The sequence below is a fragment of the Ruegeria sp. ANG10 genome, from assembly GCF_040705255.1.
Classification (GTDB): Bacteria; Pseudomonadota; Alphaproteobacteria; order Rhodobacterales; family Rhodobacteraceae; genus Ruegeria.
In genome coordinates, this window is record NZ_JBFCVU010000002.1 from 581,933 (window position 1) to 595,260 (window position 13,328).

General features: G+C 58.6%; 16 protein-coding genes. 12 read left to right on the forward strand and 4 right to left on the reverse strand.

Going from position 1 to position 13,328, the window contains the following annotated elements; all coding sequences use genetic code 11:
• Positions 1-52: 52 nt before the first annotated feature.
• Genes AB1A64_RS06975 through arsC form a run of 4 tightly spaced genes read left to right on the forward strand, consistent with a single transcriptional unit; the run spans position 53 to position 2,212 of the window.
• The gene (locus AB1A64_RS06975; RefSeq protein ID WP_366550737.1) at positions 53-391 is read left to right on the forward strand and encodes a DUF952 domain-containing protein; all 339 of its coding nucleotides are present in this window, start codon (positions 53-55) and stop codon (positions 389-391) included.
• Positions 388-819 carry a DUF1330 domain-containing protein gene (locus AB1A64_RS06980; RefSeq protein WP_366550738.1) on the forward strand — a complete coding sequence of 144 codons (432 nt, stop codon included), beginning with the start codon at positions 388-390 and terminating at the stop codon, positions 817-819. Before AB1A64_RS06975 ends, AB1A64_RS06980 begins: the two co-directional genes overlap by 4 nt.
• Complete coding sequence (locus AB1A64_RS06985) at positions 816-1,874, forward strand: quinone-dependent dihydroorotate dehydrogenase (RefSeq protein WP_366550739.1); 1,059 nt, start codon at positions 816-818, stop codon at positions 1,872-1,874. The genes AB1A64_RS06980 and AB1A64_RS06985 overlap by 4 nt, the downstream gene beginning before the upstream one ends.
• Positions 1,871-2,212 carry an arsenate reductase (glutaredoxin) gene (gene arsC / locus AB1A64_RS06990; protein ID WP_366550740.1) on the forward strand — a complete coding sequence of 114 codons (342 nt, stop codon included), beginning with the start codon at positions 1,871-1,873 and terminating at the stop codon, positions 2,210-2,212. The genes AB1A64_RS06985 and arsC overlap by 4 nt, the downstream gene beginning before the upstream one ends.
• Here the strand turns inward: arsC and AB1A64_RS06995 are convergent.
• Genes AB1A64_RS06995 through AB1A64_RS07005 form a run of 3 tightly spaced genes read right to left on the reverse strand, consistent with a single transcriptional unit; the run spans position 2,209 to position 4,469 of the window.
• The gene (locus AB1A64_RS06995; RefSeq protein WP_366550741.1) at positions 2,209-3,528 is read right to left on the reverse strand and encodes an MATE family efflux transporter; all 1,320 of its coding nucleotides are present in this window, start codon (positions 3,526-3,528) and stop codon (positions 2,209-2,211) included. The two genes, arsC and AB1A64_RS06995, sit on opposite strands and share 4 nt — an antisense overlap.
• Before the next feature lie 3 nt (positions 3,529-3,531).
• Positions 3,532-4,050, reverse strand: coding sequence for a PaaI family thioesterase (locus tag AB1A64_RS07000; RefSeq protein WP_366550742.1), 519 nt, complete (start codon positions 4,048-4,050; stop codon positions 3,532-3,534).
• Positions 4,050-4,469, reverse strand: a complete 420-nt coding sequence (locus AB1A64_RS07005) for a PaaI family thioesterase (protein WP_366550743.1) — start codon at positions 4,467-4,469, stop codon at positions 4,050-4,052. The genes AB1A64_RS07000 and AB1A64_RS07005 overlap by 1 nt, the downstream gene beginning before the upstream one ends.
• Before the next feature lie 113 nt (positions 4,470-4,582).
• Here AB1A64_RS07005 and AB1A64_RS07010 point away from each other — a divergent pair, with 113 nt between their 5' ends.
• The 8 genes from AB1A64_RS07010 to AB1A64_RS07045 all read left to right on the forward strand — a co-directional run bounded on the left by AB1A64_RS07010 (position 4,583) and on the right by AB1A64_RS07045 (position 12,413).
• Positions 4,583-4,951 carry a MerR family DNA-binding transcriptional regulator gene (locus tag AB1A64_RS07010; protein WP_170349296.1) on the forward strand — a complete coding sequence of 123 codons (369 nt, stop codon included), beginning with the start codon at positions 4,583-4,585 and terminating at the stop codon, positions 4,949-4,951.
• 289 nt (positions 4,952-5,240) lie between these two features.
• Positions 5,241-5,642: a MerR family DNA-binding transcriptional regulator gene (locus AB1A64_RS07015; RefSeq protein ID WP_170349298.1), complete on the forward strand. Its 402-nt coding sequence runs from the start codon at positions 5,241-5,243 to the stop codon at positions 5,640-5,642.
• Positions 5,643-5,688: 46 nt separating this feature from the next.
• A complete protein-coding gene (locus AB1A64_RS07020; RefSeq protein WP_226688248.1) occupies positions 5,689-7,470 on the forward strand; it encodes an acyl-CoA dehydrogenase C-terminal domain-containing protein in 1,782 nt (593 codons plus the stop codon).
• A gap of 55 nt (positions 7,471-7,525) precedes the next feature.
• Complete coding sequence (locus AB1A64_RS07025) at positions 7,526-7,738, forward strand: hypothetical protein (protein WP_058282468.1); 213 nt, start codon at positions 7,526-7,528, stop codon at positions 7,736-7,738.
• Between the two features lie 131 nt (positions 7,739-7,869).
• Positions 7,870-8,508, forward strand: a complete 639-nt coding sequence (locus AB1A64_RS07030; protein WP_366550744.1) for a glutathione S-transferase — start codon at positions 7,870-7,872, stop codon at positions 8,506-8,508.
• Between the two features lie 11 nt (positions 8,509-8,519).
• Positions 8,520-9,731, forward strand: coding sequence for an acetyl-CoA C-acetyltransferase (locus tag AB1A64_RS07035; protein WP_366550745.1), 1,212 nt, complete (start codon positions 8,520-8,522; stop codon positions 9,729-9,731).
• On the forward strand, positions 9,731-10,219 hold the full coding sequence (locus AB1A64_RS07040) for a cupin domain-containing protein (RefSeq protein WP_366550746.1): 489 nt from the start codon (positions 9,731-9,733) through the stop codon (positions 10,217-10,219). The genes AB1A64_RS07035 and AB1A64_RS07040 overlap by 1 nt, the downstream gene beginning before the upstream one ends.
• The gene (locus tag AB1A64_RS07045) at positions 10,212-12,413 is read left to right on the forward strand and encodes a 3-hydroxyacyl-CoA dehydrogenase NAD-binding domain-containing protein (RefSeq protein ID WP_366550747.1); all 2,202 of its coding nucleotides are present in this window, start codon (positions 10,212-10,214) and stop codon (positions 12,411-12,413) included. Before AB1A64_RS07040 ends, AB1A64_RS07045 begins: the two co-directional genes overlap by 8 nt.
• Before the next feature lie 67 nt (positions 12,414-12,480).
• On the opposite strand, the gene AB1A64_RS07050 is transcribed toward AB1A64_RS07045, so the two are convergent.
• Complete coding sequence (locus tag AB1A64_RS07050; RefSeq protein ID WP_366550748.1) at positions 12,481-13,263, reverse strand: Hint domain-containing protein; 783 nt, start codon at positions 13,261-13,263, stop codon at positions 12,481-12,483.
• Positions 13,264-13,328: the final 65 nt, after the last annotated feature.

Consider the following 13,328-nt stretch of genomic DNA (forward strand, 5'->3'; position numbering starts at 1 on the left):
AAAGGGGGAAATCCGGGTTGATTCTGCCCGTCGCGCGGGGCATCACCACCTCATGCTGATTTACAAGATTTTCAGGGCCGAGGAATGGGCCGCATTGCAGGATCAGGGTGCCTCGGACGGCGCACCGATTGATGTGTCTGACGGATATGTCCATTTCTCGACCGCCCAACAGACGGCTGAGACCGCAGCCAAACACTTTGCCGGAGTCGAAGGTTTGACCTTGTTGGCCTGCGATGCCGATGCCATGGGCGATGATCTGAAATGGGAGGTCTCGCGCGGTGACGCCCTGTTCCCGCATCTTTACAGGCAGATCCGCATGACAGATGTCGTCTGGTCGCGCCCCCTGCCCTTTGACGGGCAAGCCCACCAATTCCCCGAGGGGATGGAATGAGGTCTTTCGTCGACCCTGACCGCACCCAGTTTGAAGCGTTCAAGGCGCTGGACCGTGATCATCCGATCGAGATGTTGAATCTGGTCAAGTTTCGCGACATGGCCGAATACCCGACGGGCCACGATCTGGCGGGTGCCGGGTTGACCGGCGCGCAGGCTTATCGAAATTACGGCGCGGAAACCGCCCCGATTATTGCGCGCCTTGGGGCGTCGATCCTGTGGCGCGGCGCGTTTCAGACCACTCTGATCGGCCCGCAGGACGAAGATTGGGATGAGGTGTTTATCGCCCGCTATCCCACTGCGCATACGTTTTTGGAAATGGTGACCGACCCGGATTATCAGGTCGCGGTTATTCACAGGCAGGCAGCGGTTGCAACTTCGCGCCTGATCCGTTGCGCCCCGGCCAAAGGTGGAGAGACTTTCGGATGAAACTGACCGAGAAACTGGGGCTGGCTGTTCTGCACAAGTTGGACCCCGAAGCCGCGCATGGCATGTCGATCAAGGCGCTGAAGGCTGGGCTGGCCCCAATGCCGGGGCCGGTCACATCGCCCCGCCTGAAAACCCAAGTGGCCGGGTTGGACCTGCCCAACCCGGTGGGTCTGGCCGCTGGTTTTGACAAGAACGGAGAGGTGCTTACCCCCCTCTCACGCACAGGCTTTGGCTTTATTGAAGTGGGCGCTGTTACTCCGCGCCCGCAGCCCGGCAACCCCAAACCTCGCTTGTTCCGCCTGACCGAGGATAAGGCCGCCATCAACCGCTTTGGCTTCAACAACGAAGGCATGGAGGTCATGGCACGCCGTCTGGCCGACCGCCCCAAGAATGCTGTGATCGGGCTGAACCTAGGCGCAAACAAGGACAGTGACGACCGCCCCGGAGACTTTGCCAAGGTGTTGGCCCATTGCGCCGCGCATCTGGATTTCGCCACGGTCAATGTCTCATCCCCCAACACCGAGAAACTGCGGGACCTGCAGGGCAAGGCCGCGCTTGGCGCGCTGTTGGGCGGCGTGATCGAAACCCGCAACGGCCTGTCCCAACCCCTGCCGATTTTCCTGAAAATTGCCCCTGACCTGACCGAGGCCGAATTGCAAGACATCGCCGATGTGGCGCAGGAAACAGGCGTTGACGCGGTGATCGCAACCAACACCACACTGTCCCGCGATGGGCTGCGCAGTGGGCATAAGAGTCAAAACGGCGGCCTGTCCGGCGCGCCTCTGTTCGAAAAATCTACCCGTGTTCTGGCGCAGCTCAGCCACCTGACCGAGGGGAAAATCCCGCTGATTGGCGTGGGTGGTATCAGCGGCGCGGAACAAGCCTATGCCAAGATCTGCGCCGGAGCATCCGCCGTGCAGCTTTATACCGCGTTGGTGTATGGTGGCATTTCGTTGGCCGCGGAAATCGCGCAAGGATTGGATGAGTTACTGGCGCGGGACGGATTCAACAACGTCGCGCAAGCAGTTGGAAGTAAACGAGAGGATTGGCTGTGATTGCCTATTGGCACAACCCGCGCTGTTCGAAATCCCGCGCCGGGCTGGCTCTGCTGGAAGAGAATGGCGCGCAGGTCGAGGTTCGGAAATATCTGGAAAACGCACCCTCGGCTGTTGAGCTGCGTGCGGTGCTGGATAAGCTGGGCGTCAACGCCATCGACATGATGCGCACGGGTGAGAAACAGTTCAAAGAGCTGGGCCTGACCAAGACCTCACCTGCCGACGAACTGATCACCGCGATGGCGGAACACCCGATTTTGATTGAACGCCCTCTGGCCGTTGCTGGTGACAAGGCTGCCATCGGACGCCCACCCGAGAACCTGTTGACGCTGATCTAGGCCACCTGCGCCTCCAGCCTGGGATAGCGCCAACCCATAGTGACGCCGCGCGCGATGTTCAGAACCATCAGCGCGGCCCACAAGCCGTGATTGCCAAAGGCCGGCACCAGAAAGAACAGAGCCGCCACATAGATCGCAACCGACTGAACCATCGCGTTGCGCATCGCACGGGTCCAGGTGGCCCCGATATAGATACCGTCGAACATCCAGCTTGCCACCCCGATTGCCGGGGCCAGCGCGGCCCAGATCAGATATTCCCGCGCCGCCGCGCGCACCTCAGCTGAGGTTGACATCAGATCAATCAGCGCAGGCCCGGCCAGATAGAACACAGCCCCCAACAAAAACGCGCCACCTACGCCCCATTGGGACGCCATGATTGACGCCCGCCGGACCTGAGACCGGTTCCGCGCCCCCACGGCGCTGCCGACCAGAGCCTCGGCGGAAAAGGCGAAGCCATCCAAGGCAAATGCGGTGATCTCAAGAAATTGCAGCAAGACCTGATTGGCAGCCAAGTTCACATCACCCAGATCGGACCCAACGAACAGAAATGTCGTGAACGCGCCCGTCAGCAGAACAGATCGGATCATGATGTCAGCATTCACCTGCATCATGCGGCGCAATCGCGCTGCGTCGAAAATACGTGGCCAGTCGCGCCATTGATTTCCTGTGAACGCTTCGCGGCACAGCCACAGGCCCAGCGCTAGCCCGGTCCATTCCGCAATCAGGGTGGCAATGGCTACGCCTTCGACACCCCACCCCAACCCAAGCACAAACCAAAGGTCCAGCAGAATGTTCAGCCCGTTCATCCAGACCTGCAAGAGGAACACGCCCCGCGTCTGCTCTATCGCGATCAGCCAACCCGTGACGGCAAAAAGCGCAATGGTTGCCGGGGCTCCCCAAATGCGGATTTGCAGATAATCCCGTGTCAAAGCCTCGACCTCGGGGCTGGCGGGCGACAGGGCAAACGCCCCCCAGAACAGGCCGACTTGCGTGAGAATAAAGAACAGGCCCGCCGCGCCGCCCAACAGCAGCCCGCGCATCAATAGCGCACCGGTTTCCGCCGTATCCCCCGCCCCGCGCGCCTGCGCTGCCAGACCAGTCGTGCCCATGCGCAGAAAGCCAAAAATCCAATAGATCGCGGACAGTATGACCGCGCCCATACCAACGGCCCCGATAGGCGCTGCCAGCCCCATCTGACCGACCACACCGGTATCAACGGCCCCAAGAATGGGAACCGTGGCATTCGACAGCACAATCGGAACGGCAATTTTCAGCACCCGCTTATGCGTCAGGGGCGCCGAGGTGTGCTGCGTCACGGGTTACTCTCTTTCCACCTTCGGCTGCGGCATAAGGAAATGCCCCGTGGCCTGCGCGATGGGTCGTGCGTGATTGTCCTGCCAGGCCTCGACCCGGACCGAGGCATAGCGCCTGCCAGATCGGCTGACAAAGGCGCGCGCATAAGCATCCCGCGGCAGGCCAGAGCGTAAGTAATCAACCGTGAAATCAACGGTTTTTGGAAATCTCACCGCATCAGCCTTGAACAAATCTTCGGCGTCTATCTCACCGCTTTCGATGCGGGGAAAGAAGTGTTCCCAACTCAGCGTGATGACGGCCGTCACCTCAAGAAACGCGGCCGTAACCCCGCCATGCAGCGCGGGCAGCAATGGATTTCCGATCAGCTTGTCGTCAAAGTTCAGCACCCCGGTCAGCTCATCACCGCGCCGGTCGAAGGTGATATTGAGAAAGCGGATGTAAGGCACGCCTTCGACAATCGCCTTCAGGGCCGCGTCGCGACGTTGCTTGACCACCTGCATGGGTTCGGGACGGGGACGCGCCATTACAATCCCTCCACTGTAAAGGCGCCTGCCGCTGTTGCGACCGGACGGTCTTGATCGTCATCCATCGCGGTGGCCCGAACAAAAGCAACATTGCGCGTGATGTGATAGCAGGTCGCACGCGCCGTAATGCTCTGCCCTGGTGTCGCCGCGCGCATGTAGTCAATTCTAAGGTCAATTGTGGCCGTCCCGCCCGGAGCGGACGGGTGGGACATAACGGCCGCTCCGCAACACGTGTCCAGCGCAGCAAACACGGCTCCGCCGTGGATAACGCCGGTTCTGGGGTCTCCGACCAGATCCGCATTATACGGCATTGAGATCTCAGCCTCACCATCGCTGATGGTTGTCAATTTCAGACCAAGTGCTTTGGCATGCGGAATCGCCTCAATGAACTGGCGGGCAATCTCTACTTTGTCGACCATGTATGCGTGTCCTTTGGATTCCGCCCTTTATGAGCCTGCGCCTTGCAAAAGAGCAAGACCGCCTGTTGCGCTTGCCGCCACGACGCCCTAGTTTGCTGCTGAGGAGACCGCAAATGACTGACAACCGTTTGTCATTAAACGAGATGTGCGAAGAGTTCGACGTAACCAAGCGCACTTTGCGTTATTACGAATATATCGAACTGCTGCAGCCTGAACGCGAAGGCCGCTCGCGCTATTATGGGCCGCGTGAATGTGCGCGGATGAAACTGATCATGCGTGGGCGCCTGTTTGGATTTTCGCTGGAAGAGATTCGCCAGTGGCTGCTGATCTATGAAGATCAGGGGGATCAGGCGCAAATGGCCGAGTTTATAAAACTGGCCGACCGGCAGATGCCTGAACTGCAAAAACAGCGTCAGCAACTGGACGAGGCGATGGAAGAACTCCAACGCCTGCGCGACCAGACCGCTAAATCTCTTGGTTGATCTTCGACAGGATCAACTAGCCTCTCTTGACCTTTAGAACATTCTGCAAGCGCAGCGCTGCGTCAGAATTATTGTTTGACCGCTAGGCGTCAGCCCCCGCCCCACAGCTAAATTCCGTTACGTAATGTCTTCAATTGGGTGTTATCCGCACCTTGACGCGAGAGGATGCTACGTCAACTTTCATAGTGACGTAGCGTTTGCATTACGTGAACGTCATCTACGTGTTGTAACGTGCGCATCAACTGCGCAACTGACTTTGATAGACGCCAGTGACAAGAGTGCTGAAACCATGACCGAAGATCTGATGACCATCCGTGAAATGTGCGAGACATATGATGTCACGCCGCGCACTTTGCGATTTTACGAGGCCAAGGAACTTTTGTTTCCGATCCGCGAGGGCCAGAAACGTCTGTTCACCAAACGTGACCGGGCGCGCCTTAAACTGATCCTGCGCGGCAAGCGCTTCGGCTTTAGCCTGGAAGAGATCCGGCAGCTGCTGGACCTGTACCATGTGGGCGACCAGCAAATGACCCAGATGACCCGTACGTTTGAAATCGCGCGGGAACGTCTGGCGGATATGGAAGCCCGCCGCGAAGAACTGACTCAAGCCATTGACGATCTGAAAGAACAGCTGCGCTGGGGCGAAAAAGTCATCGCCTCGATGAAGAACGAGAACAAAGCCGCCGAGTAACCCTGGCGGCCCAATCCCCGGACATCTGAATTTAAGGGAGCTTCAAATGCCCGTCTATAACGCGCCTACAAAAGACACTCAGTTCATTCTGCACGATGTTCTGAAAATCTCAGACTCGGATATTCCGGGGTACAGCGAATTGGAAGCCGAATTCACCGGTGCCGTTCTGGAAGAGGCCGGCAAGGTCGCGACCAACGTATTGCATCCGCTGAACGTGGTGGGTGACACCGAAGGGTGCCGGTTGGAAAATGGCATCGTGTACACGCCCACGGGCTTCAAGGACGCGTTCGAGCAGATGAAAGAAGGCGGCTGGACCGGCCTCGACATGCCCGAAGAGTATGGCGGTCAGAACATGCCCTACGTCATCGGCACGGCTGTGGGTGAGATGTTCTCGGGCGCGAACCAGGCCTTTACGATGTATCAGGGCCTGACCCATGGCGCGGCCTCGGCCATTCTGGCGCATGGTTCGGACGAGCAGAAGAACAAGTACCTGCCCAACATGGTCAGCTGCGAATGGACTGGCACCATGAACCTGACCGAACCGCATTGCGGCACCGATCTGGGTCTGATGCGCACCAAAGCGGAACCCCAGGGCGATGGCAGCTATAAGATTTCCGGCCAGAAAATCTTTATCTCGGCCGGCGATCACGACATGGCCGACAACATCATCCACCTTGTGCTGGCCAAAATCCCCGGCGGCCCCGAGGGGATCAAGGGTGTTTCTCTCTTTATCGTGCCCAAGTTCATCGTGAATGAAGACGGGTCACTGGGTGAGCGCAACGGCGTCTCGGTCGGCAAAATCGAAGAGAAAATGGGCATCCACGGCAACTCGACCTGTGTGATGAACTATGACGAAGCCACCGGCTGGCTGCTGGGCGAGGAACACAAGGGCATGCGTGCCATGTTCACAATGATGAACGAAGCGCGTCTGGGTGTGGGCATGCAAGGGCTGTCTCAGGCCGAAGCCGCATTCCAGAACGCCTTGGAATACGCCAAGGACCGCCTGCAGGGTCGTGATGTGACCGGGGTGAAGAACCCGGACGGTCCCGCCGATCCGCTGATCGTTCATCCCGATATCCGCCGCAATTTGATGGATCAGAAAAGCTTCACCGAAGGGGCCCGCGCATTCATCCTGTGGGGCGCGACGATGATCGACAAGGCGCACCGTTCAGGTGACAAGGACGCGGACGGGCTGATCTCGCTGCTGACGCCGGTTATCAAGGGCTTCCTGACGGATGAAGGCTACGACATGACCGTTCAGGCGCAGCAGGTTTATGGCGGCCACGGTTACATCGAAGAATGGGGCATGTCGCAATACACCCGCGACGCCCGCATCGCGATGATCTACGAAGGCGCCAATGGCGTTCAGGCGCTGGACCTGGTCGGTCGTAAGCTGGCGCAGGACGGCGGCAAGCACGTCATGGCGTTTTTCGAGATGGTCAAATCCTTCTGCAAGGAAAACGGCGGCAAGGATGAGGCCTATGATAAGGCGTTCATCGAACCGCTGAAGGCCGCGTCCAAGGATCTTCAGGCTGCCGGCATGTATTTTATGCAGGAAGGGATGAAAAACCCCAACAACGCGCTGTCTGGTTCGTATGACTTTATGCACATGTTCGGCCATGTCTGCCTGGGCCTGATGTGGGCGCAGATGGCCAAGGCGGCGCAAGACGCGCTGGATGGTGGTGCGTCGGACAAAGAGTTCTACGAGACCAAGATCAACACCGGCCGCTTTTACATGGCGCGTCGTCTGCCTGCCACGGGCATGCATCTGGCGCGCATCCAGACCGGCGCGGATACGGTCATGGCGCTGGAGGCTGCCAACTTCTGAAACTAATCCGGCCTTGGGGCCCTACCCCCGAGGCCGGACTTTCGAAGGAGAGACAATGCCAAAACGTTTTCGCCTGACCCGCCGCTTTCCGGTCGCAATGACCGAAGACAGCTATCGTAAGCTGCGCGGCTTCGCACGCGAGGCCGGATTGGACGAAGGAGAGGCGCTGTCCTTTCTGTTCGAGAATTTCAACAGCGTTATCAATGAGGACAAGCTGACCCGCAAACTTCGCGAATTCAACACCGAGCTTGAGGCGCGCAAGCGCTGACAGTTTCATTCACACCCACGATGGTGTGCGTGTTTTCAGCAAGACGAACCCCATATCGGTTATGCCGGTTCAGCTTTCTCGAAATACGCAGATTGCGGCACTGCACCATGCGCCTTGGGAGGGGCGATCGCATGACCATAAAACTTCACTGTTTCGGAGAGAGCGGGAATTCCTACAAGGCCGCTCTGGCGCTTGAGATGTCGGGGCTGGGCTGGGAGCCCGTCTTTGTCGATTTCTTCAACGGTGAGACCCGCACGCCAGAATATCGTGCCGACGTCAACGAGATGGGCGAGGCGCCTGTTCTGATCGACGGCGATTTCCGGACCACGCAATCCGGTGCCATTCAGGCCTATGTGACAGAGAAATCGGGCAAGTTCGGCGGCAAGGATCGCGACGAGAATTACGAGATCTTCCGTTGGGTTCTGTGGGACAATCACAAGCTCAGCTCAATGGCGGGATTGACCCGTTTTCTGATCAACTTCTTGCCTGAACAGCACCGCAACCCGGACGTCATCGCCTTTAATCAGGGGCGACTGAAGGCGGCCTATCAAATCCTGAACGACCATTTGGACGGCCGTGACTGGATCGTCGGCGATGGCGTGACCAATGCCGATATCAGCTGTTGCGGCTATCTCTATTACCCCGAACCATTCGGCTTTGATCGTGCCGAGTGGCCCCATATCGATGCCTGGCTGACGCGCCTTAGCGAACAGCCCGGCTGGAAGCACCCCTATGACCTGATGCCCGGCAAACCGTCGGATCGAGCTTGAGGAGAAGACCCATGACCGAAGCTTATATTTATGACGCCCTGCGGACCCCGCGCGGCAAGGGCCGCAAGGATGGCAGCCTGCACGAGGTAACCTCGGTGCGCCTGTCCGCCCTGACCCTGAACGCGATGAAAGAGCGTAACAACCTGGAAGGCCACGCCGTTGAGGACGTGATCTGGGGCAACGTCACACAAGTGATGGAGCAAGGCGGCTGTTTGGCGCGCTCGGCGGTTTTGGCCTCCGATCTTGACCAATCGATCCCCGGTCTGGCGATCAATCGCTTTTGTGCCTCCGGGATGGAAGCTGTGAATCTGGCAGCAAACCAAGTCAAAGGCGGCGCAGGTGAAGCTTATATCGCTGGTGGCGTAGAAATGATGGGGCGCGTAGCCATGGGCAGCGACGGTGCGGCGATTGCTGTCGATCCGACGCTGGCGATGGACACCTATTTCGTGCCGCAGGGTATCTCGGCCGACATTATTGCCACCGAATATGGGTTCAGCCGTGACGATGCGGATGCGCTGGCGGTTGAATCGCAGAAACGTGCAGCAGCCGCTTGGGAAGACAATCGGTTCGAGAAATCGGTCATCACCATCAAGGATCAAAACGGCCTGACCATTCTGGACCGCGACGAGTACATTCGCCCCGGCACCGACATGCAAAGCCTTGGCGCGCTGAACCCCTCGTTCGCGATGATGGGTGAGCAGATGCCGGGCTTCGACAAGGTCGCGATGATCAAATACCCGCATCTTGAGCGGATCAATCACATCCACCACGCGGGCAACAGCTCGGGTATCGTGGACGGTGCGGCTGCTGTACTGATTGGTAACAAGGAATTCGGTGAGAAATACGGCCTCAAGCCGCGTGCCCGCATCAAGGCAACCGCCAAGATTGGCACCGATCCAACCATCATGCTGACGGGCCCGGTTCCGGTGACCGAGAAGATTTTGGCCGACAACGGCATGAAGATCAGCGATCTGGACCTGTTCGAAGTGAACGAAGCCTTCGCCTCGGTCGTGCTGCGGTTCCAACAGGCGTTTGATGTCGACCCGGCGCTGGTCAATCCCAACGGCGGCTCAATCGCGATGGGTCATCCACTGGGCGCGACCGGTGCGATGATCATCGGCACGCTGCTGGATGAGCTTGAGCGTCAGGACAAGGAAACCGGTCTGGCCACGCTCTGCATCGCGTCCGGCATGGGTGCGGCAACCATTATCGAGCGCGTCTGATGCCCAAGCTGGACCTCTCTCAGATTCCGTTCAAGGGTGGCTCGTCTTATCCCGGCAAGCTGGCGCAGGCGACTGCCGGTCGTTTCGTACAGCGTGTGGGCGATGCGGGCGGGTTGACCCAATACGGGGTCAATATCGTGCGGCTGGAACCGCAGGGCATGTCCTCACTGCGCCACTACCACATGGAGCAGGACGAGTTTGCCATCATACTCAGCGGCAGTTGCACCCTGATCGACGACGATGGCGAGCATGACTTGCAGCCTGGCGATTGCGCCACTTGGCCTGCAGGTGAGGCCAATGGCCATCACCTTGTGAACAAAACCGATGCGCCCATGACCTTTCTGGTCGTGGGCACACGGACCCCGACCGAGACCGGCTATTACAGCGACATAGACATGATGGTGAAGGATGACGAAAACGGCTTCGCCTTCACTCGCAAGGATGGCAGCCCGCTGGCGGCTGACCAGATTGGAGATGACAATGACTGATTTCACTCTGACCAAAGACGCGGACGGCGTCGCTTTCATCACCTGGGACGCTCAGGGCAAATCCATGAACGTCATGACCCGCGAGGCGTTCCAACTCGTCAGCGCGCTGGTCGATCAGGCGTTGGAAGATGACGAGGTCAAAGGCATCGTCATAACCAGCGGCAAAGAAGGCTCATTCGCAGGTGGTATGGACCTGAACACGTTGGCCACCATCCGCCAGGAAGCAGGTGATGAACCGGCGCAGGCCCTGTTCGATTTTGTCATGGGCGGCCACCATATCCTGCGCAAGCTGGAACTTGCGGGCATGGACCCCAAGACCAAAAAGGGCGGTAAACCTGTGGTCTGCGCCATCAATGGTACTTGCGCCGGGATCGGGACCGAGATCGCGCTGGCCTGTCACCACCGCGTTATGACCAGCAACCCGAAGGCCAAGATCGGCCTGCCCGAGATTCTGCTGGGCATCTTCCCCGGTGGCGGCGGCACTACGCGCTTTAGCCGCATGGTCGGCGCGATGGCCGCAGCCCCCGTCCTGCTGGAAGGCAAGATGATGGACCCGGCCAAAGCCAAGGGCGCGCAGTTGATCGACGCCGTGTCTGACGATCCGGTAGCTGCTGCGAAAGAGTGGGTTCTGAACGCAAAAGACGCCGATTTGGTCAAGCCGTGGGATGCCAAGGGGTACAAAATGCCCGGCGGTGCGCCCTATCACCCTGCTGGGTTCATGACCTTTGTCGGTGCCAACGCCATGGTGAACGGCAAGACCCAGGGTGCCTTCCCTGCGGCCAAAGCGCTGCTGAGTTCGATCTACGAAGGCGCACTGGTCGATTTCGACACCGCCCTGCGGATCGAGGCGCGGTGGTTCACCTCGATCCTGATGAACCCGTCTTCCTCAGCAATGATCCGGTCGCTGTTCCTGAACAAGGAAGCGCTGGAAAAAGGCGCGGTGCGTCCCAAGGATGTGCCGGATCAGCGCGTCAAAAAGGTCGGTGTTCTGGGCGCCGGCATGATGGGGGCTGGTATCGCACTGGTCAGCGCTCAGGCAGGTATGGAAGTGGTTCTGGTCGACCGCGATCAGGAAGCCGCTGACAAGGGCAAAGCCTATACCGAGAGCTATCTGGACAAGGGTATCAAGCGCGGCAAGGTCACCGCTGAAAAGAAAGAAGCCATGTTGGATCGCATCACTGCGACCCCGGATCTTGATCACCTGAAGGGCTGCGATCTGATCATCGAAGCGGTCTTCGAAGACCCCGGCGTCAAAGCCGAAATGACCCAAAAGGTCGAGGCGATTATCCCCGAGGATTGCATCTTTGCCTCTAACACTTCGACCCTACCGATCACCGATCTGGCCAAGGCATCCTCGCGGCCTGAACAGTTCATCGGCATCCACTTCTTCTCACCCGTTGAAAAGATGTTCCTGGTCGAAATCATCAAGGGCAAGGAAACCGGGGATCGCGCGGTGGCCAAGGCGCTGGATTATGTGCGCCAGATCAGGAAGACACCGATCGTGGTCAACGATGCGCGTTTCTTCTACGCCAACCGGTGCATTATTCCCTACATCAACGAAGGTGTTCGGATGATTGCCGAGGGCGTGAACCCCGTGCTGATCGACAATGCCGCACGTCAGCTGGGCTTCCCTGTGGGACCTATTCAATTGACCGATGAGACCTCGATCGATCTGGGGGCCAAGATCGCACGCGCGACCAAGGCGGCGATGGGCGACGCCTACCCGGAAAGCCCCTCGGACGATCTGATCTTCTGGATGGAAGAACAGGGCCGTCTGGGTCGCAAGGCAAACGCGGGCTTCTTCGACTATGACGACAAGGGCAAGCGCGTCGAATACTGGAAAGGCTTGCAGGACAAGTATCCGCATGCCGAGGATCAGCCTGACCTGATCGAAGTGCAGGAACGTCTGATGTTTGCACAGGTTTTGGAAGCGGTCCGCGCACTGGAAGAAGGTGTTCTGGAAGACATTCGCGAAGGTGACGTGGGCGCGATCCTTGGTTGGGGCTTTGCGCCTTGGTCGGGTGGTCCGCTCAGTTGGTTGGACATCATCGGCACGCCTTATGCGGCCGAACGCTGTGATCAGTTGACCGAGGCCTATGGCGAGCGCTTCGCCTGCCCGCCGCTGCTGCGTGAGATGGCTGAGAAAGGCCAATCCTTCTACGGCCGCTTCAACCCCGAAGCAAAGGCCGCCTAAAGAAAAACGCTGGCGCATGCCCCCCATGCGCCAGCGTTACTTTGCAGTCTCAGATACAGCTTCCCAGTCAGATCATCATTGCGGGCCGTCCCGGGCGCCCCGGACGACGTGCCCCCCTGGCCGGTCTGGTCGGCACAATCGGGTGATCAAAGATCGGTGCAGGCAGCGAGCCCAGTGAATTGGCCAGAACGGCAATATCGCGACGTCTTCCAGTCAGGTAAATCAGATCCGCGGCGGCCTCGGCCGAGACAACCTCATATGACGCCCTACCAGGGACATTGCGCGTCCCAAAGCGTCCCGAGGGGCAAAAGGCCCGGAAGCCACCTTCGATATAGATCACCTCATCCTGATCGAAGAAGAGGGTGCTAATGTCGAAACAGGACGCAGGCACATTCGAAGTGATGCGGAACATGCCGCTCAGCAACCTTGCCGAAACAACAGGCAGGCTGACCGGCAATGTGATCGGATCATGATCCAGCTTGGTGTTATCCAACGCCACGCCTTGTTCTGGCATCAACCAGACCGCCCGACCATTATAGGCCGCATGTGAAGGTATGCGCACCGGCATGCTATCGGCATTGGTTTCATCGGGCGGCACCGTGATGCAATCCGTTGCAATGCGATTTATCGCCTTGAAACCATTGTCCAATGTACGAATGAGGTCGCCGACCCGAAGCTCTTCTACCGGCTTCCATCCACCTTTGGTTGAAACCTTGGTGCCATGTATCAAACCGCCCCGGCGTGCGTTCAACGCGGCCTGCGGTTCTGCGAAGTTCTGGAACTCAGAACGTTCTGCAAAATCAATTACACTGTCTACTTTCAACAAGAACCGAACCCACTTTTTACTCACTACAACTACGTTCGATGATTAACACAGGATTAAGTGGGGTGACTTATTTTTGACATATTGCGGCC